Consider the following 18,765-nt stretch of genomic DNA (forward strand, 5'->3'; position numbering starts at 1 on the left):
CCTCTGCGTGCTACGGTTCCACTCAGTTGCAGTTTGATTCCCCTTGCAGTACTTGAAGCCTGCGGAGCATGTAACCGCGGGCTTTTTGTAGTTTTTCAGCTTTATCGAAAAACTCCGGACCCACTCCGGAGGCGGGGCGATCAGCGCAGCGGACCGGATGCCACACGGTGTGGTCTCCGAAACGTCCCTCGCAAGGAGAACGGCATGGCTCAGGGAACCGTCAAGTGGTTCAACGCTGAGAAGGGCTTCGGCTTCATCGCCCAGGATGGCGGCGGCCCCGACGTCTTCGTCCACTACTCCGCCATCAACGCGAACGGTTTCCGCTCGCTGGAGGAGAACCAGGCGGTCTCGTTCGACGTCACCCAGGGCCCGAAGGGCCCGCAGGCGGAGAACGTCACCGCTATCTGATTCATCCTCCCGATGATCTGATCGCTCTGGACCCCTGTTTGGGTCCGGCAACGGCCCGACGGGCCGTCAAGCAAGAGCATGACGAGCAGTACCAAGGGGGCCCACCGCGTCTTCGGACCCGGCCGGGCCCCCTGCCTTTTGCCCAGCGCGGCCCCACCTGCGCTCCGACCGACCGTCAGAACCGGTCGGTGGCCAGCTCGATCCCGAACGGCTCGGGCAACCGGACCGCCGTCCCGAACGGATGCGGCCCCTCGGCGGAGGTGTACCCGAGCGGACCGGGGGCGGCGTACAGGGTGCAGGTGCGCTCCTGACGATCCACCAGCAGGTACAGCGGCGCCCCGTACTCGGCGTACCGGCGGCGCTTCACCACCCGGTCGGTGTCCCCGTTGGAGTCGGAGGTCACCTCGACCACCAGCAGCGTCTGGTCGGGAACCAGGATGCGGTCCTCGTCAACCAGCCGGCTCGGCACCACGGCCAGATCGGGGATGTACCAGTTCGGGGAACCGGGGAGGTCGAGGTTGCCCGCCCCGGGCTCACAGTCCAGTTCGATCAGGCGCGGGTCGAGCTGTCGCCGGATGCTGGTGATCGCGCGCTCGTGCCCCCAGGTCGGTACCACGTACTCGATGACCCCTTCGATGATCTCCGCACGGTCGCCCTTGATGCGTTGGATCGCGAACTTGAGGGCGTACTCGGGATCGACCGACTGGTACGGGTGCTCCCGCGGGGCAGTGCTCACGCGCTCCTCCTTCGTCGTCACCACGCTACCGCCGGGGCCGCGCCGGGTGGTCGGACTGCACTCCAACGGGCGACGGCCCGCCTCCCCGGTGGGGAGACGGGCCGTCAGGCGAGGGAGCGTCAGGCCGCGACGGCGACCTTCTCGCGCGGGGCGTCCTCGGTGAGGAGGTCGCCCGTCGGGTTGTTGTAGGCGGTGAGGTCGAGGGTCTTCTCGCGGGCGGAGACCAGGATCGGGACGACCGACTGACCGGCCACGTTGGTGGCGGTGCGGATCATGTCGAGGATCGGGTCGATGGCCAGCAGCAGGCCGACGCCCTCCAGCGGGAGGCCCAGGGTGGAGAGGGTGAGGGTCAGCATCACGATCGCGCCGGTGAGGCCGGCGGTGGCCGCGGAGCCGATGACCGAGACGAAGGCGATCAGCAGGTAGTCGCCGATGCCGAGGTCGATGCCGTAGACCTGGGCGACGAAGATCGCGGCCAGCGACGGGTAGATCGAGGCGCAGCCGTCCATCTTGGTGGTGGCGCCGAAGGGGACGGCGAAGGAGGCGTACTCGCTCGGGACGCCGAGCCGCTCGGTGACCCGGCGGGTGACCGGCAGGGTGCCGACGGAGGAGCGGGAGACGAAGGCCAGCTGGATCGCGGGCCAGGCGCCGCGGAAGAAGTTGACCGGGTTGAGGCCGGCGGCGAAGCGCAGCAGCAGCGAGTAGACGCCGAACAGGACGATCGCGCAGCCGACGTAGATGTCGATGGTCAGCGTGGCGAACGGGCCGAGCAGGTCCCAGCCGTACTTGGCGACGGACTTGCCGATCAGGCCGAGGGTGCCGAGCGGGGCGAGCCGGATGACCCACCACAGGGCGGTCTGGGTGAGGTCGAGGACGGACTCGCTGAGCTTGCGGACCGGCTCGGCCTTCTCGCCGATCTTCAGGATGGCGGCGCCGACCACCACGCCGAGGAAGACGATCTGGAGGACGTTCACCTCCAGGAAGGCGTCGGCGATGTTGGTCGGGACGATGCCGGTCAGGAAGTCGACCCAGGTGCCCGCGTCCTTGGGGGCCTTGAGGCCCTCGGTGGAGAGCGAGGCGCCCTTGCCCGGGTCGGTGAGCAGGCCGAGGCCGAGGCCGACGCCGACCGCGATCAGCGAGGTGATCAGGAACCAGAGCAGGGTGCGGCCGGCCAGCCGGGCGGCGTTGGTGACGTTGCGCAGGTTGGCGACCGAGACCACGATCGCGGTGAAGACCAGCGGCGGGACGGCCAGCTTGAGCAGCTGGACGAAGGTCTTGCCGATGGTGTCCAGGGTGGTGGTCAGCCAGGACACGTCCTGGACCCGGGCGACGTAGCCCAGGAGGAGGCCGAGGACCAGGCCGCCGACGATCTGCACCCAGAACGGGGTCTTGCGGACCTTCTGCAGGAAGGAGGGCGCGGGGGCTGCTGTGGACATGGCGATGCGGCTCCGGGGGGAGTGGGGTGGGGAGAGTGACCTGGGGGGACGGGCGACACGGCTGTACGGAGAGCGGGGAGGAGCTCAGGCGCGACGTGCCGCCGGGATACAGCTGACGCAGCGACAGCCGTTGTCCACAGCGGTGAGCAGGCACGCGGAGGGCGCGAGCGGGGTGCTCGCGTCACGCATCCGGAAGGCGCCTGGGGTGGTCATGGTCAGTACAGTAGCAACAAACCTTTGAGATGTTCAAAGTACTACTTTCAAATGTGACCACGAACCACCCAGGGACGGTCAGGTCCGCTCGTCCACTACCTCAGGTAGGCCTGGGTCATGGCCTTGGTCACCGGCCCCGCCAGCCCGCCGCCGGTGATCTCGTCCCGGTCCTTGGAGCCGTTGAGCACCACGGCCGCCGTGGCGATCTTCTTGCCCTTGCCGTCCTCCGCGTAGGAGGTGAACCAGGCGTACGGGATGCCGGAGTTGTCCACGCCGTTCTGTGCGGTGCCGGTCTTGCCGCCGACGGTGAGGCCGGGGACCCGGGCCGCCTTGCCGGTGCCCTGCTCGACCACGGTGGCCATCGCCGAGCGCAGCTGCTCCGCCGTCCGCGCGCTCATCGCCTGCGACTGCCGCTCGGGGTCGAACTGCTGGACGGTGCGGCCGGAGTGGTCGGTGAGGCGGTCCACCTCGAAGGGCTTCATCAGCACCCCGTCGTTGGCGATCGCCGCCGAGACCATGGCCATCTGCAGCGGGGTGGCCGTCACCGAGAACTGCCCGATGCCGGTGAGCGCCACCTGCGAGGGCTCCATGCCCGAGGGGTAGACGCTGGTGGCAGCCCGCACCGGGACGTCCTGCTTGGTCAGGTTGAAGCCCAACTTCTGCGCCTGGTCGGTGAGTTTCCCCTCGCCGAGGTCGGCCGCCGCCTTGGCGAAGACGTTGTTGCAGGAGTACTGCAGCGCGGTCCGCAGGGTGGCGTTCAGACAGGGCGCGGAGGCGTTCTCGTTGGTCAGCACCGTGCGGGTGTTCGGCAGGGTGTACGGGTTGGGACTGTCGGTCGGGGTGTCCACGTCCCGGTAGAGGCCGTTCTCCAGCGCGGCCGCGGCCACCACCAGCTTGAAGGTGGAGCCGGGGGCCAGCGTGGTGCGCAGCGCGCCGTTGACCATCGCCTTCCCCTGGTCCGCACTGAGCCGCTGCCACTCCCGCCCGGCCGCCCCGTCCCGCCCGGTGATCCCTGACGGGTCGTAGGACGGGGTGGAGACCAGCGCCAGGATGCGGCCGGTCGCCGGGTCGATCGCCACCGCCGCGCCCTGCTTGCCGCCGAGCGCGTCCCAGGCGGCCTTCTGCACCGCCGGGTCGATGGTGGTCACCACGTCGCCGCCGGCCGGGCGGGTCCGGGTCAGCTGGTCGGCGAGCCGGTCGACGGGGCCGGCCAGCCGGGGGTCGGAGCCGTCGAGCAGGTCGGCGTAGAGGTTCTCCAGCTGGTTGCTGCCGTAGGCCTGGGAGGTGTAGCCGGTGACGGGGGCGTAGAGCGGGCCGTCCGTGTAGCTGCGCTTGTGGGCCAGCGTGCCGTCGGTGGCGGTCGAGCCGGTGACGGGCTGCCCGCCGACCAGGATGTTGCCGAGCAGCTGGGAGTAGCGGTCGATCGTCGTCCGCGCATTGGCCGGACTGGCGGCGTACTCGTCGGCCTTGGCCACCGCGAGCCAGGTGGCGCGGGCCATCAGGGCCAGCACCAGCAGCAGGCAGAACAGCGAGGCCCGCCGCAGCGGGGTGGCCATCGAATCCCGGCTCGCGCTCTTCTTCATCCGTTCCGTCCCGCCGCCCGGCCGCGGCTTCCCTTCCGCGCGGCGGCTGGTCGCGGCCGGTGTCCCTGGCGGCCTGGTGCGTCATCAGCTGTCGGGTTGTCAGACGACGAACGACCGGGCCCGGTTCCCGGCCGGGGACCGGGGCTCGATTGACCGCAGTGTGGTTATACGTATAACTTGAGGGCTCACCACCCCTTGCCACCCCCGTGCCCACGCCTGCCCCGGGAGACCGAATCCGATGGGCTACCTCGCCCTGCTCCGCGCCCCCCACGTCACCCGTCTCCTGGGCGGCACCCTGCTCGGCCGCCTCCCCGCCGGGATGACCGCCCTGGTGATCGCCCTCGCCCTGCGCGAGGCCGGCACCCCGTACAGCCGGATCGGGCTGGCCACCGCCGCGTACGCGATCGCCGCCGCGATCGGCGGGCCGGTGCTCGGCCGGATCGTCGACCGGACCGGGCAGCCCCGGGTGCTGCTGGCCTCCGCCGTGGTGGCCGGCGGCGGCTACGCGCTGCTCGCCCTGGCCCCCGGCTCGGCCTGGGCCGCCCCGCTCGGAGCAGCGGTGGCCGGGCTGGCGATGCCACCGCTGGAGCCCTGCCTGCGCTCGCTCTGGCCCGAGGTGGTGACGGAGGACCAGCTCGACACCGCCTACGCCTTCGACTCCGCCACCCAGCAACTGCTCTACGTGGCGGGCCCGTTGGCCGTCGCCGGGATCGCCGCCGGGGCCTCCCCCACCGTCGCCCTGTGGACCGCCGCCGGGCTCGGCCTGCTCGGCGCCCTGGTCGTCGCCACCTCCGCCCCCTCCCGCGCCTGGCGCGCCCCGGCCCGGCACGCCTCCTCCGGCCTGCTCGGCCCGCTGCGCTCCCCCGGCCTGGTCCTGCTCCTGCTCGGCCTGGCCGGCGCCGGCTGGGCGGTCGGCGCGCAGAACGTGCTCTTCATCGCCTACGCCGAGCAGCACCCCGGCGCACTCCCCGGCGGCGCCGGGACCCTGCTGGCGCTGGCCGCCCTCGGCGGGCTGCTCGGCGCCCTCGGCTACGGCGCCGTGAAGTGGCGCAGCTCCACCGCGACCCGCACCTGGGTCCTCGCCCTGGCCATGGCCGCCTCCTACCTGCCGCTGCTGCTGCTCCCCTCCCCCGGCGTGATGGCGGCGCTGGCGCTGCTCTCCGGGATCGGGCTCGCCCCACTGCTGGCGGCCGCCTTCGTACTGATCGCCGAGCTGGCGCCGACCGGCACCGTGACCGAGGCCTTCGCCTGGCTGATCACGCTGTTCGCCACCGGCAACGCGGCGGGCTACGCCGTCTCCGGCGCCCTGGCCGAATCCGCCCTGGCCGGCGTCGCGCTCTGCGCGGCCGGCGGCATCGCCCTCGGCGGCCTCCTCCTGCTGGGCGCCCGTCGGCTGTTCCACCCGATGCCGGCTCCCGCTCCCTTGGTGACAGCGGCGTAGTGGCCACACCTCCGGGGGCGCGGGGAACTGCGCGACTCGGAAGAAGGCGACCCGTGTGCCGGGAACGGAGATTCACTTGCAAGTGAGTGTCCGTTCCCGGCACACGGGTCGCCTCGTTCCCCTGCGCGCAGTTCCTCGCGCCCCTGACGGCCCCTGCGGGGCCTAACGGGGCCGTCAGCCGTGGCGGCCCCGGCGGCGGGTGGTGAGCATCAGGCCGAGCATCACCAGGACGGTGGCCGCCGCGACCAGCGGGCCGGTCCAGGAACTACCGGTCTCCGGGAGGGGCTTGGGGCTCGGTGAGGTGGTCGGCGACACGGTCGGGGTGACCGTCGGCTCCGGGGTCGGGGTCGGGGTCGGGTCCGGGCTGGGGCTCGGCGGCGGGGTGGGTGCGGGCGGCACGATCAGACCCAGGTCGATGTTCAACTGGGCCTCACCGCCCGCCAGTCGGACCGTCTCGGTGATCCCGGTGGTCGGATCCGCGTCCGAGTCCTCCGGCGAGGCGGCGGTGCGCCGCACCGCGTCCCGGATGGTGACGGTGCTGCCGTCCGGCACGGTGGCCAGGTCGAAGCGGACCGCGTAGAGCCCGTCCGGCAGCTTGTCGAAGAGGTACTTCCCGGCGGCGTCACTGGTCGAGGTGACCGGCTTGCCCAGGGCGTTGCGGACCTCGCGGCCGCTGCCGTCCAGCAGGTACGCGACCACTCCGCCCACGCCCTCCTCGCCCGGGTCCTGGAGGCCGTTCTTGTTGGCGTCGCTCCAGACGAAGTCACCGAGCGAGTTGTCCGGCACGGCCGGCCAGTGCACGCCCACGCCGACCTTGGCCGGCTCGGCCGGCAGCAGCGGCTGGCCGGTGTTGTCGGTGGCGGTGTAGGCGAAGCTGTTCCAGGCGAAGGCGTTCTCGGCCGCGTCGTACGAGGCGACCATCGGCCAGGTCAGGGTGAACAGCCCGCCCGGGGCCAGCGTCCCGGGCCGCGTGACGCGGAACCAGGTGGCGACCCCCGGGCCGGGGAAGGTGCTGCTCCAGGCCGCGCCGGCGTTGCAGTCCTTGGCCGGGGTGGCGGGGAGCGAGGCCGGGCGGCAGGGCTCCGGGTCGGTGGTGTACTCGATCACCACGGTCGGGTCGCTGCTGGTGATCGGCTCGGTGAGCGAGGGCGTCCAGGCGCTGCCGCGCGGGGTCTCCGGGCGCAGCACGTAGCCGTCGCCCGGGGTGGGCAGGCGGTCGTAGGCGGTGAACTCGGTGACCGGGTCGGCGGAGTCGTTGCGGACCGTCATCCGGTAGGAGATGGCGCCGCCCGGGGAGGTGGTGCCGGAGGAGCCGTAGTCGGAGTCCTGATCCCCCTTCACCTCCTTGAAGGCGCGCAGCACGGCGGGCACCTGGATCTCCACCTGAGAGGAGGCGGGGCAGAGGGTCTCGGTGGTGTCGCCGTTCTGGTTGAGGTCGTCGGCGTCCGGCACTCCGGTGGAGGTCCCGTTGTAGTAGCAGGCGACCGGGACGGTCGGCTGGTCGGCGGTGACGTAGATGTCGTTGGTCAGGGTCCCGGGCTGGGCGCTGCCGGCGATCACCGCGTCGAACAGCACCCGGTACGCCTTGTCGTCGTGCAGGTAGGTCATGTCGGGCGCACCGGCCGGCCAGGTCATCCGGAGCAGCTGGCGGCCGTCCTTGCCGGGCAGCACCTTCACCTCGGACGGGGCCTTGGCCGAGGACCAGGAGGGGTCGGGCCGGACCGAGCCGTCCACGTACACCACGCCCGGCGGCAGCAGGTCGAAGAGCACCAGCGGCCGGTCCAGGTCGCGCCCGCTCCGGTTGTAGGGGATCACCTGGAAGGTGGTGGTGGCGCCGGGGGCGACCACGGCGCCGGAGACGGTGGACTTGGCGGCGCCGAGGTTGGTGGCGTCGGTGACGGTGAGGGAGGCGCAGGCGTTGGCGGCGGAGGTGTCGGTCCCGTTGGTGGCGACCGTGTCCACGCAGTTGGTCAGCGGCTGCGGTGCCACCCGGCCGTCGTGGCCCCGGTAGAGCACCTGGCCGGTGACCTGGACCGAGTTGCCCGGGCTCCAACCACCCGGGATCGGCCCGCTCCAGCTGAACCGCAGGCCGTCCAGCCAGCGCCCGGCCGGGATGCCGAGCACGTCGTTGGCCGGGTCGCCGGCGCCGTCCTGGACCATGATCCGGCGGGCTGACGACCCGTCGAAGGCGGTGCCGGGGGTGAAGGAGAGCCAGCTCGGATCCCCGTTCAGCCGGTACTCCAGGGTCATCCCGATCGAGGTCGGGTTCCACGGCGAGAGCTGGAGGCTCTGCGGGTAGATCCAGTTGTAGAGCCCGTCGGTGGTCCCGGTGCCGGGGTCCGTCATCACCAGGCTGGTGACCGGCGCCGCCAGGTTGGTGGCGAACAGGCTGAAGCTGCTCAGATCACCGGAGACGGCCTTGTCCACCCAGGTCTTGGACGTGCTCACCTGGACGCCGCCGCTCGGGTCCTGGAAGGTCGGCGAGGTCGCGGTCGCGCTGGAGAGGTCCACCTCGGGGTCGGGGCCGAGCGGATCGCCCTTGAGCGTCACCGTGTTGTCGGCGGTGGTACCGGTCGGGAAGTCCGGCTGCGGGAACTCCACCACCAGCGCACCGGGGTTGCGGCAGCCGGCCTGGCCGTTGCCGGCCCGGAACGCGCCGATGTCGAACTCCCAGGTGTTGTCCGTCCCCGCCACCTTGGTCCAGCCCGGGGAGCGCGAGGTGTCCACCACCGCGCCGGCCGGCAGCACGTCCACCAGCTTGGAGGTGTCCAGGTCGACGTTGGGCACCTTGTCGGTGGAGCAGGCGCTGAACTGGTAGGTGACGGACCGTCCGTCCTGACTGGCCGTCTGGACGCCCTTGGTCACCTTGTACTGCGGCTGCACCACGGCGGTGGTGGTCGCGGTGTCGGTGATCGGGGTCTCGCCGTCGGCGGTCAGGGTCGCGCTGTTCACCGCCTGGGTCCCGTTGGCGGTGGTGAAGTTGGGGTACTTCACCACCACGGTGGCGGTGGCCGTGGTGCCGGGCGTGAGGTCCTTCAGCTTGATCGTCATGGTCTGGCCCTTGGACCCGGCGGCCGGGACGGTGGAGCCGTCCACGTCCACCGTGGAGGCGTCCGGGGTCCAGCCGACGAACTCCACCTCGGGCGGCAGCTGGTCGGTGATCACCGGGTTGGTGCAGTCGGTGACCGAGCAGGTGTAGCGCAGGGTGTAGGTGACGTTCTGCCCCGGGGCGGGGCTGGCCGGGCTGACGTCCTTGGTGAAGGTGACCGCCGCCTGCGCGGAGGGCGCCGCCACCATGCCGTTCAGCAGGGTGCCGGCCACCAGGCCGAGCGCGGTGAGCAACCTGAGGGGATGGCCCCGGGGAATCGTGAGCATGGGGCCAGTGCACCGCCTGAACGACCGTCAGCTCCGGTGCCACGAGCGGGTTTCACCCGGCGGGACCAACGGATCGTCGGATAACCGGCCGGGTGGAGCTCCGTTCGACCAGCCGGGTGGCCAACGGCGGTACGGGCTCGGCCGGCTCGCCCCGCAGCAGCGCGGCCAGCGCGGCGGCCCCGGCCCGGCCCAGCTCCTCGCCGGGCAGGTCCACGGTGGTCAGCGGCGGGGCCAGCAGGTCGGCCACCGGGATGTTGTCCATGCCGACCACCGAGACGTCGTCGGGGATCCGCAGGCCCAGCTCGGCCGCCGCCTGGTACAGCCCGGAGGCCACCACGTCGTCGTCGCAGACCACCGCGTGCGGCCGGTCCGGCCGGGAGAGCAGCTCGCGCGCGACCGCCCGGGCGGCCCGCTGACCGTCGTTCAGGGTGACGCCCAGCTCGATCACCTCCAGCCCGCGGGCGGCCTGCTCGAAGGCGGCCTGGCGGACCCGGAAGGTGTACGCGGAGTGGGTCGAGCGCAGGTGGCCGATCCGCCGGTGGCCGAGCCCGGCCAGGTGCTCCACGGCCGCCCGCATGCCGCTCGCCACGTCCAGCTCCACGGTCGGCCGGGTGCGGCCGGTCTCCGGATCGGCCAGTGCCGGGTCCGCGTCCAGGAAGACCACGGGGGTGCCGGAGGGCAGCGCGCCCAGCTGGCTGTCGTCCGGCGAGCAGACCAGCAGGCCGTCGAAGCGGCTGGTGGTGGCGGCCTCGGCCAGCGTCGCGCTCCCCCAGCCCGAGCTGACCACCACGGCCAGCCCGTGCCGGCCGGCCTCCTCGTGCACCCCGACCAGCACCCGGCCGAAGAACGGGCCGAGCATGTTCGGCACCGCCAGCAGGATCATCCCGCTGCGGCCCAGCCGCAGCTGACGGCCCGCCGCCTGCGGGCGGTAGCCCAGCTCCCGGGCCGCCTCGCGGACCCGCTCCCGGGTCGCCGGGGAGACCCGCTGCCCCGCCTCCGAACCCGAGAACACCAACGAGACCGTGGCCTGCGACACCCCGGCCAGCCGGGCCACGTCCCGCCCGGTCGGACGGCGCGGCGCGGCGCGGGGTTCGGGGGCCGGCTCGGGGATCGGCCCGGACGGGGGCACGGCGGTGGTCATCGGGCGGACGGGAGCGGTCAGTTGGCGGCGGTGCTGCGGGCCGCCTCGGCGGCGCGGGCCGCGTCGTCGGCCGCGTCCTCCTGCGCCGCGACGGCGGCCGAGCGGGCCCGGCGGGCCGCCACCTTGTCGGCCAGCTGCGCCGACATCGCGTCCCGCTGCTTGCTGAGCAGGATGTAGCTGAGCGGCGCCGAGACCACGCCGGCGATCAGCACCAGGAAGACCACACCGGTGTTCCCGGTCACCGGGATGATCCCGTAGTGGCCGAGCACCAGGGAGATCAGCAGGCAGGAGAGGAAGATGCTGACCCGCATCGAGGTGTAGCGGAGCGTGGCGTGCTTCTGGCTGCTCACGGTGGTGTCCTTCACGGCGGGGGTACGGCTGGCACGGCAGTCCAGTGAAACACGACCTGACAGCCCGGAACCGCCAGGGTCCCGTGGCGGCCACCGTTCAGGCGAGCGGCAGCCACATCGTCACGTCGTCGCGGTCGTCGCCGGGCCCGACCCGGATCGCCCCGGGCACCCGGCCGACCTCGGTGTATCCGCAGCTGCCGTAGAACGCCTCCAGCCCGTGCCCGCCGCGCAGGGTCAGCCGAAGGCCCGTCAGCCCCCAGCCGGCGGCCACCCGGGCCGCCTCGCCGAGCAGCTCCGCCCCGTACCCGCGCCCCTGGAAGTCGGGGTGCACCATGACGCGCTTGAGCATCCGCCAGTGCTCCATCAGGTCGAAGCGCATCGACTCGAAGAAGAGCAGGGCCGCCAGCCGTCCGCCCTCCGGCTCGCGGCCGATCAGCAGCACGTCCGGCTGACCCGGGCCGGTGCCGCCGAACTGCTTCTCGGCGGTCACCCAGACCTGGTCCTCCGTCACCGGCGGCACGAAGCCGACCGCGCCGCCCGCGTTGGTGACGTCCGTCCAGAGCGTGATGACCTCGGCGCGCAGCTCGGGCGTCAGCTCGGGGGCCAGGGTGAAGGAGAGCGTCATGATCCCCGAGCCTAGTCGGCGGCGACGGCCGCCTTGGGGGTGGCCTCGGCGTGTGCGTCGTGCATGTCGTGGTGGGCCTCGTGGTGCGCGTCGGCCGGGGCGGCGGTGGGCTTGGAGATGCCGGGGCCGAGGGCCAGGCAGAGCACCACGGCCACCGCGCAGAGACCGCCCGCGGCGTACCAGGTCAGGTCGTAGTTCCCGAAGCTGTCGCGGGCCAGGCCGGCGAGACCGGCCACCACCGCGGCGCCGATCTGGTGGCAGGCCAGCACCCAGCCGAACACCACCGGGGCGTCCGCGCCGAACTCGCGGCGGCAGAGCGCGATGGTCGGCGGCACGGTGGCCACCCAGTCCAGGCCGTAGAAGATGATGAAGGCCAGGATCGGCGGCTGGAGCGAACCGGCGAACAGCTGCGGCAGCAGGAGCAGCGAGACGCCGCGCAGACCGTAGTAACTGACCAGCAGCACCCGGGAGTCGAAGCGGTCCGTGAACCAGCCGCTGGCCACCGTCCCGACCACGTCGAAGACCCCGACCAGGGCGAGCAGGCTCGCCGCCGTGGTGACCGGCATGCCGTGGTCGTGCGCGGCCGGGATGAAGTGGGTGCCGACCAGCCCGGCAGTGGTCGCCCCGCAGATCGCGAACGAGCTCCCCAGCAGCCAGAACGCCCGGTCGGTGAGGGCGTTGCGCAGCACCCGCAGGCTGCGCAGGATCGCGCTGCCCTCCACCTTCTGCACCTCGGGCGCCTCGGTCGCGCCGTACGGCAGCAGGCCGAGGTCGGACGGGCGCTCGCGCATCAGCAGCAGCACCGGGACGGCGACGACGGTCGCGCTGATCGAGACCACCACGACGGCGGTGCGCCACCCCTGGGTCTGCACCATCCAGGCGAGCAGCGGCATGAAGACCAGGTTGCCCGCGGCCCCGGCGGCCGTCAGCACACCGGTGACCAGGCCCTGCCGGGCGGCGAACCAGCGGCCGGTGACGGTGGTGGCGAAGGCCCCCGCCATCGAGCCGGAGCCCAGGCCGACCATGACACCCCAGCAGAGGATCAGCTGCCAGCTCTCGGTCATCATGATCGTGAGGCCTGCCCCGACCGAGATCGTCAGCAGGGCGCAGACCACCACCAGGCGGACGCCGAAACGGTCCATCAGGGCGGCGGCGAACGGGGCGGTCAGGCCGAACAGGGTGAGGTTCACCGAGACGGCGCTGGCCACGGTGGCGTGGGACCAGCCGAACTCCGCGTGCAGCGCGTCCATCATCAGACCGGGCGTGGACCGGAATCCGGCCGAGCCGACCAGCACCAGGAGGGCGACCGCCGCCACCACCCAGGCGTAGTGGAGACGTGGGGCGCGGGTGCGTTCACCGGTTCTGGTCACGGCCGACAGCGTAGGGAGCGCGGTCCGCGACGTACACGGGATATCCGTTCAACGTGCAGTCCACGACCGGTTTCCCCGGGGGCGCGAGCAACTGCGCCCAGGGGAACGGCAGCACCTGCACCTGGCTGACGGTGCATGAGTCGCAGGTGGGCCGCCTTCCGATTCGCGCAGCCCCTAGGCCACTCGCCGTAGCTTTCGCACCGGACGTGCCAGCAGCAGCGCCGCGACGGTCAGGAGGGCGACCAGGATGCCGAGTTCGAGGGTGCGGGTGGTGCCGAAGGCGGTGGTGGCGGGGCCGGCGAGGGCGCTGCCGACGGGGAACATGCAGACGGAGCCCGCCACCTCGTAGGCGTGGATGCGGTTGAGGACCTCGCCGGGGACCTGGGTCTGGACGCTGGTGGCCCACATGACGCTCCAGAAGGTGAGGCCGACGCCCACCACGAACTGGGCCACGCCGAGCAGCCAGACCGGCCAGCCGGCCACCAGGCCGATGGGGTAGAGCGGGAACACGGCCATCGCCACCGCCCCTGCCGCGAGCGGCCGTTCGGGCTTGTAGCGGATGGCCAGCAGACCGCCGGCCACGGTGCCCGCCCCGAGGGCGCAGTTGAGCACGCCGAACACGGTGGAGCCGTGCGCGGGCACCACCAGCCCGGCCGAGATCGGCTGCAGCGGCCCCCAGGAGAAGACCGTGAAGGCCATCCAGATCAGGATCACGCCCCAGAGCCAGCTGCGGGAGCGGAACTCGTGCCAGCCGACCACCAGGTTGCGCCAGAGGCTGTCCCCGGGCGGCGGGGCCGGGACGGGGCCGAGCCGGAGGAGGAAGAGGCAGATCGCGCTGATGCCGAAGGTGACGGCGGCGATCACCATCACCCAGCCGGTGGCGGCGGCACCGACCAGGACGCCGGCCAGGGCCGGGCCGATCAGGGTGGTGAGGGCCTCGGCGGTGCGGAGCACGCCGTTGGCGCCCTGGACGTCGCGGGCCACCAGCGGGACGGTGGAGGCGGCGCCCGGCTGGAACATCGCGGCCGCGGTGCCGGCCAGCGCGAGCAGCACGTAGAGGTGCCAGAGCTGGTCGATGCCGCGGAAGAAGAGGACCGCGAGCAGCGCGCGGGTGGTGAGGTTGGTGAGGTCGGCGGCGATCATCATCCGCCGGGCGGTGAAGCGGTCGGCCAGCACGCCGCCGAAGAGCACGAAGCCGGCGAACGGGGCGAACAGGAAGGCCAGCGCGAAGCCGACGGTACCGAGGCCGTGGCCGGCGCCGATCAGTCCGGCGGAGACCGCGACGGGGAGCATCGCGTCACCGAGCAGGCCGGAGCTGCGGGCGGTGAAGTAGTAGCGGAAGTTCCGGGACCAGATGGCGGGTTGGTCATCGGCGGGCGGGGCGGCGACGGCGGGGGCCTGTGTTTCGGGGAGCGTCACCCCAGCAGTTTTGGTCCAGACCACTTCGACACGCCAGCGATTTAGGGTCACGATCCCGCAGCTTCGGAGGCCGGGCGGCGGCCGCTGTTCCGCCGCCGCCCGACCGTGGGCGCGGGCCCTGAATCCCGCGCTCCGAGCGCTCCGTGCTCGCCGAGGAAGGGCCGACCGGGCGCTCGGCAGCTGCTGATCCCCCATGCTGACCGCACCCGGTGATCCCTCGGCGTCCCCTCACGACGGAGAACTGCACCCAAGAGTGATCAGTCGGATACGTCACGTCAATGGGTTGTCGGAAATTCGGAATGGTTGCGGAGCATTTACCGGGCGCGGGGGGCGCACTCCCGGTCGCTAAGCGATCAGTGCGCCCCCGGGGCCGCCCGCGCCCTCCAGCGCCGGAAGGCCCGCCGAGCAGCCCGCGATCTCGCACCAGACCCGCTTGCCGGAGCCGTCGGGGTACCAGCCCCAGCTCTCGCAGAGCAGCTCGACCAGCTCCAGCCCGCGCCCGTTGGTGGCGTCCCCGGAGGCGTGGCGCGGCACCGGGGCACTGGTGCTGCCGTCGGCCACCTCGACCCGGACCCGGCTCGGCGCCGACGCACCGTCACCTTCGGCCAGCGGCACGGAGAGCCGGAGCACCGCCGGGGAACCGGTGTGCACCACCGCGTTGGTGACCAGCTCGGAGACCACCAGGACCAGCGTCTCGGCCAACGGGGCGTCCGGATCGAGCCCGTGGCCCTGGAACCGCGACCGCACCCACCGGCGGGCGCGCCCGACCTCGGCCGGGTCGGCCCGCACCGCCAGCTGGACCTGAAGTACCTGCACCGCTCACCACCCGCACTCGCAGTTCGAGGCCCGGTCGGACCGGCCTCGGCCCCGTCACGAATACGCCTCAGAATGGTCCGGCCGGACATTCGCAGCAAGCGCTTCGGGCATATTCCAGCGTCAGAGGGACAGCGCAGTGCATACTGTCCCGCTCACCCTGGCGACCGTCGCACCGACGGTCGTCCGGCCACCCGTGCCCACCTGCTCGTCGAGGGTGCCCCGGGCATGACGAAAGGTACCGCGCGGTGGCTCGGATCTGACGGCCGCCACGAGCGAACCACCCTTCCTACATGTGTCCACCACCACTCGAACATCGAATGGCGGTACGACCGCCACCAACTGACGAATCGAAACTTCTTCGTACGATTCCCCCCACCGGTCCACCCCCACGGGCTACCGTGGCCCGGTGGACAGCGCCGCACCGCCCCCGAGCTGGGACGAGCGGATCCAGTGGCGCCTCGCCCGCGGCGAGGAGAGCGCCCTGGCCGAGCTCTACGACCGGACCGCCCCACTGGTGCACGGCCTGGCCGGCCGCATCCTGGCCGACCAGGACGCCGCCGAGCGGCTCACCCGCGAGGTCTTCGCCCACCTCTGGGAGCACCCCGAGGCCTTCGACCCGGGCCGGGGATCGCTGCGGGCCTGGCTGGGGGCGCTCACCCGGCGGCGGGCACTGGACCGTTTGCGGCTGGAGCAGGGGCCCGAGGGGCCGCCACCGCGCGGCCTCGCCTCCGGCCTGGTCGAGCTGCTCCCCGGCGAACTGCGCGAGACCGTCGCCCTGGCCTGGCTGGAGGGCCACGACTACCGCGAGACGGCCCGCCGCCTGGGCATCGACGAAGCGACCACCAGGGACCGCCTCCGTCTGGCCCTGCAGCAGCTGAGCGGTGATGACGTACGTGATGATGCCTTCGGGGGCGCAGCCTCGTGCACCCCCGCGACGAGTGGTGATCCTGCGGCGAGTGGTGATCCCGGGGGCGCGGGGAACTGCGCGAATCGGGAGGCGGACCACCAGCAACCCACGCACCGTCAGCCAGTTGCAGGTGCTGCCGTTCCCCCGCGCGCCCCGCGGCGGAGCCGCAGATCAGCAGAGCCTCGCGCCCCCGGAGGCGTAGCCACCTTCCCCGAGGCGTCCACGTGACTGTCGGAGACCGGCCGCACGAGGAGTACCGGTCCCTGCTCGGAGCCTGGGCCCTGGAGGCGTGTCCGCGGCGGGAGGCGGCGGAGGTGGGCCGCCACCTGGCGGGGTGTCCGGAGTGCGCCGAGGAGGCGGCGCGGCTGCGGGAGGCCGCCGGGCGGCTGGCCGCGGAGGATCCGCTGGAGCCGTCCGAGACGCTCCGTCAGCAGGTGCTGGACTGGTGCCTGGCCCGCCGCGCGCCCGAACTCCCGGTCCCCGCCTGGGCGGCGCCCTACGCGGCGGAGACGGCCAAGCTGGACGCCCTGCTGCGCGACCTCGGCCCGCAGGAGTGGCAGGAGGTGGCCGAACTCCCGTGGCACGGCGGGGTGGAGCACTGGCGCCCGGCCGAGGTGCTGGCCCACCTGACGGCGGTGGACGGCTACCTGGCCCCGGCGCTCGGCCTGCCCGATCCCGTCCCCCGGGCGGAGCCGCCGAGGGTCCCCGCCCAGCGCTCCCCCGCGGCGGCCGTGCTGGAGCGCACCGAGCGGCTGCTGGCCGCCCGGCCGGCGCGGGAGGTGGTCGCCGTCCGGGCCCGCTGGCGGGAGCAGGGCCACGCGTTGGTGCGTGCGGCCGCGCTGCGGCCACGGGGTTCGGCCGCGGTGGACTTCGGCTTCGCCCGGCTGCCGCTGCGGGACGCCTTCGTGGACCGCGCCTTCGAGACCTGGGTGCACGGCGAGGACGTCGCCCGCGCGGTGGACTACCCCTACCCGCCGCCACTGGCCCGGCACCTGCGGCTGATGGTGGACCTGGCCGCCCGGATGCTGCCGCTGGCCCTGGCCGCCGCCAACCCGCCGGACGGCCCGCCGCAGGGCGGCCGGCCCGGGCGGGTGGTCCGCCTGGTGATCGACGGACCGGCCGCCGGGGAGTGGCTGGTGCCGCTGGACGGGACGGCGCCCGAGGGGCCGCCGGTGGCCGAACTGGTGCTGGACGGGCTGGAGTTCTGCTCCCTGGCGGCCGCCCACCGGAGCCCGGAGCGGATCCCCGCCGGGCAGCACGGGGACCGCGGCGCGATCGCGGAACTGCTCAGGGCCGCGCCGCTGCTCTCCCGTCCGTGAAGCCGCGGGCCCCGGCCCGACGGGCCGTCAGGCGAAGACCACCGTGCGGCTGCCGTTGAGCAGCACCCGGCGCTCGCTGTGCCACTTGACCGCCCGGGCCAGTGCCTGGCACTCCACGTCCCGGCCGAGCGCGACCAGCTGGTCCGGCGTCACGTCGTGGGTGACCCGGGCCACCTCCTGCTCGATGATCGGGCCCTCATCCAGGTCGGCGGTGACGTAGTGGGCGGTGGCCCCGATCAGCTTCACGCCCCGGGTGTGCGCCTGGTGGTAGGGCTTGGCGCCCTTGAAGCTCGGCAGGAAGGAGTGGTGGATGTTGATGACCCGTCCGGCCAGCGCCTTGCAGAGGTCGTCCGAGAGCACCTGCATGTAGCGGGCCAGCACCACCAGGTCGACCTGCTCGGCGGCGACCAGGTCGAGCAGCTGCTGCTCGGCCTCGGCCTTGTTCTCCCGGTTCACCGGCAGGTGGTGGAAGGGGATGCCGTAGGACTCGGTGAGCGCGCGGAAGTCGGTGTGGTTGGAGACCACCGCGGCGATCTCCACCGGCAGCGCGCCGATCCTGGTGCGGAACAGCAGGTCGTTCAGGCAGTGGCCGAACTTGGAGACCATCAGGACCACCCGCATCCGCTCGCTGCTCGGGGTGATCTGCCAGTCCATCCGGAACGAGGCACCGATCGCGGCGAAACTGGCCCGCAGCTTCTCGGTGCTGACGGGGTGTTCGGCGGCGAAGTGCACCCGCATGAAGAACAGCCCGCTGTCGGCGTCGCCGAACTGCTGGCTGTCGATGATGTTGCATCCCGTCATGAACAGGTAGCTGGAGACCGCGTGCACGATCCCCTGCTTGTCCGGGCAGGACAGCGTGAGGACGTACTGGGCGCTGGCGGTCTGCTGGTCCACGGGACGTTCCGTTCTTCGGTCGCGGGGCGGGTCGTCCAGGCTTTCACATTCCGGACGCGCCCCGCCCCGCTGACCGCACTCCGGACGCCGATCCGACGGGGTTCCGCTCAGCCGACCCGGGTCAGGATCCGCAGCACCTCCAGCGAGCGCGGCGGCTCGGCCGGGTCCTCGCCGTCCGCCAGCGTCAGCCGAACGTGTGCCTCCCGCGCGGCGCTCACCGCGGCCGGCCAGCCGGGGTGGCCGAGGTAGGCGCCGGCCGGGGCGTCCGCACCGACCTCGTGCAGCACCCGGAGCACCGCCAGCACGGCGGCGTCCACCAGGGCGGCCTCCTCCGCGTCCCGCAGGACGCAGCCCACGTACTTCTCGGCCGGCCAGCGGTCCAGCCAGCTGTCCTCGACCAGGCGGTAGACGGCGTCGGTCACGTCGCCGTAGCCCTCCTGGCCGACCAGCCAGGTGCGCTGCTGGAAGTCGTGGTCGGCGAGCATGTGGAGGGCCGAGCGGATCCGGGCGCGCCAGCGCCACCACGGCAGGTCGTTGATCGGCATGCCGCCCATGGTGCTGGAGCCGTGCCCGGTCCGAGAAGGGGTTCGGGCCGAACGATGCGAAGAACTTGTACTCGCGGACATGGGGATCGATGCTACGTGCCCGGACATTGCACGTTCTACCCGCGTCGCGCAACGAAAGCTCCCGGAGTTCCGTCCCCGTTGGCCGGGCGTTCGCTTTTCATCCCCT

16 protein-coding genes are annotated in these 18,765 nt (G+C 72.6%); 4 read left to right on the forward strand and 12 right to left on the reverse strand.

The genetic code is table 11. The annotated features are described in order from the left end of the window. The first annotated feature begins 204 nt into the window (after positions 1–204). Positions 205–408, forward strand: coding sequence for a cold-shock protein (locus ACWEPF_RS20255; protein ID WP_345283882.1), 204 nt, complete (start codon positions 205–207; stop codon positions 406–408). 175 nt (positions 409–583) lie between these two features. Here ACWEPF_RS20255 and ACWEPF_RS20260 read toward each other — a convergent pair whose 3' ends face one another. The 3 genes from ACWEPF_RS20260 to ACWEPF_RS20270 all read right to left on the reverse strand — a co-directional run bounded on the left by ACWEPF_RS20260 (position 584) and on the right by ACWEPF_RS20270 (position 4,349). Beyond that, entirely contained in the window at positions 584–1,144 is a 561-nt protein-coding gene (locus tag ACWEPF_RS20260) for a Uma2 family endonuclease (protein ID WP_452173638.1), read from the reverse strand. Between the two features lie 119 nt (positions 1,145–1,263). After that, complete coding sequence (locus tag ACWEPF_RS20265) at positions 1,264–2,580, reverse strand: dicarboxylate/amino acid:cation symporter (RefSeq protein WP_452173639.1); 1,317 nt, start codon at positions 2,578–2,580, stop codon at positions 1,264–1,266. A gap of 308 nt (positions 2,581–2,888) precedes the next feature. Next, complete coding sequence (locus ACWEPF_RS20270; protein WP_452173673.1) at positions 2,889–4,349, reverse strand: peptidoglycan D,D-transpeptidase FtsI family protein; 1,461 nt, start codon at positions 4,347–4,349, stop codon at positions 2,889–2,891. Between the two features lie 265 nt (positions 4,350–4,614). Here ACWEPF_RS20270 and ACWEPF_RS20275 point away from each other — a divergent pair, with 265 nt between their 5' ends. Then, positions 4,615–5,817 carry an MFS transporter gene (locus tag ACWEPF_RS20275; protein ID WP_452173640.1) on the forward strand — a complete coding sequence of 401 codons (1,203 nt, stop codon included), beginning with the start codon at positions 4,615–4,617 and terminating at the stop codon, positions 5,815–5,817. A gap of 174 nt (positions 5,818–5,991) precedes the next feature. Here the strand turns inward: ACWEPF_RS20275 and ACWEPF_RS20280 are convergent, their stop codons facing one another. The 7 genes from ACWEPF_RS20280 to ACWEPF_RS20310 all read right to left on the reverse strand — a co-directional run bounded on the left by ACWEPF_RS20280 (position 5,992) and on the right by ACWEPF_RS20310 (position 14,913). Next, the gene (locus tag ACWEPF_RS20280; protein ID WP_452173641.1) at positions 5,992–9,192 is read right to left on the reverse strand and encodes an SdrD B-like domain-containing protein; all 3,201 of its coding nucleotides are present in this window, start codon (positions 9,190–9,192) and stop codon (positions 5,992–5,994) included. A 52-nt stretch (positions 9,193–9,244) separates the two neighbouring features. Beyond that, the gene (locus ACWEPF_RS20285; RefSeq protein WP_452173642.1) at positions 9,245–10,333 is read right to left on the reverse strand and encodes a LacI family DNA-binding transcriptional regulator; all 1,089 of its coding nucleotides are present in this window, start codon (positions 10,331–10,333) and stop codon (positions 9,245–9,247) included. Positions 10,334–10,350: 17 nt separating this feature from the next. After that, entirely contained in the window at positions 10,351–10,683 is a 333-nt protein-coding gene (locus ACWEPF_RS20290) for a DUF4229 domain-containing protein (protein WP_345283871.1), read from the reverse strand. 97 nt (positions 10,684–10,780) lie between these two features. Further along, complete coding sequence (locus tag ACWEPF_RS20295; RefSeq protein WP_452173643.1) at positions 10,781–11,308, reverse strand: GNAT family N-acetyltransferase; 528 nt, start codon at positions 11,306–11,308, stop codon at positions 10,781–10,783. 11 nt (positions 11,309–11,319) lie between these two features. Continuing rightward, positions 11,320–12,678, reverse strand: coding sequence for an MFS transporter (locus tag ACWEPF_RS20300; protein WP_452173644.1), 1,359 nt, complete (start codon positions 12,676–12,678; stop codon positions 11,320–11,322). Between the two features lie 174 nt (positions 12,679–12,852). Next, positions 12,853–14,097 carry an MFS transporter gene (locus ACWEPF_RS20305; RefSeq protein ID WP_345283867.1) on the reverse strand — a complete coding sequence of 415 codons (1,245 nt, stop codon included), beginning with the start codon at positions 14,095–14,097 and terminating at the stop codon, positions 12,853–12,855. 345 nt (positions 14,098–14,442) lie between these two features. Then, positions 14,443–14,913: an ATP-binding protein gene (locus ACWEPF_RS20310; protein WP_345283865.1), complete on the reverse strand. Its 471-nt coding sequence runs from the start codon at positions 14,911–14,913 to the stop codon at positions 14,443–14,445. 406 nt (positions 14,914–15,319) lie between these two features. On the opposite strand from ACWEPF_RS20310, the gene ACWEPF_RS20315 reads away from it, so the two are divergent. Together ACWEPF_RS20315 and ACWEPF_RS20320 are read left to right on the forward strand one after the other, a co-directional pair. Further along, positions 15,320–16,048 (forward strand): RNA polymerase sigma factor, encoded by a 729-nt coding sequence (locus ACWEPF_RS20315; protein WP_452173645.1) that lies wholly within the window; start codon positions 15,320–15,322, stop codon positions 16,046–16,048. Then, entirely contained in the window at positions 16,045–17,139 is a 1,095-nt protein-coding gene (locus ACWEPF_RS20320; protein WP_452173646.1) for a zf-HC2 domain-containing protein, read from the forward strand. Before ACWEPF_RS20315 ends, ACWEPF_RS20320 begins: the two co-directional genes overlap by 4 nt. Positions 17,140–17,166: 27 nt before the next feature. Here the strand turns inward: ACWEPF_RS20320 and purU are convergent, their stop codons facing one another. Together purU and ACWEPF_RS20330 are read right to left on the reverse strand one after the other, a co-directional pair. Further along, positions 17,167–18,033: a formyltetrahydrofolate deformylase gene (gene purU / locus ACWEPF_RS20325; RefSeq protein WP_452173647.1), complete on the reverse strand. Its 867-nt coding sequence runs from the start codon at positions 18,031–18,033 to the stop codon at positions 17,167–17,169. 107 nt (positions 18,034–18,140) lie between these two features. Next, entirely contained in the window at positions 18,141–18,578 is a 438-nt protein-coding gene (locus ACWEPF_RS20330) for an SCO4402 family protein (protein WP_452173648.1), read from the reverse strand. Positions 18,579–18,765 lie beyond the last annotated feature (187 nt).

The organism is Kitasatospora sp. NPDC004289 (genome assembly GCF_053602875.1).

Coding starts and splice junctions, on each gene's coding strand:
- ACWEPF_RS20255 (WP_345283882.1), top strand. CDS start 205: ATGGCTCAGGGAACCGTCAAGTGGTTCAACGCTGAGAAGGGCTTCGGC.
- ACWEPF_RS20265 (WP_452173639.1), bottom strand. CDS start 2,580: ATGTCCACAGCAGCCCCCGCGCCCTCCTTCCTGCAGAAGGTCCGCAAG.
- ACWEPF_RS20270 (WP_452173673.1), bottom strand. CDS start 4,349: ATGGCCACCCCGCTGCGGCGGGCCTCGCTGTTCTGCCTGCTGCTGGTG.
- ACWEPF_RS20275 (WP_452173640.1), top strand. CDS start 4,615: ATGGGCTACCTCGCCCTGCTCCGCGCCCCCCACGTCACCCGTCTCCTG.
- ACWEPF_RS20280 (WP_452173641.1), bottom strand. CDS start 9,192: ATGCTCACGATTCCCCGGGGCCATCCCCTCAGGTTGCTCACCGCGCTC.
- ACWEPF_RS20285 (WP_452173642.1), bottom strand. CDS start 10,333: ATGACCACCGCCGTGCCCCCGTCCGGGCCGATCCCCGAGCCGGCCCCC.
- ACWEPF_RS20295 (WP_452173643.1), bottom strand. CDS start 11,308: ATGACGCTCTCCTTCACCCTGGCCCCCGAGCTGACGCCCGAGCTGCGC.
- ACWEPF_RS20330 (WP_452173648.1), bottom strand. CDS start 18,578: ATGCCGATCAACGACCTGCCGTGGTGGCGCTGGCGCGCCCGGATCCGC.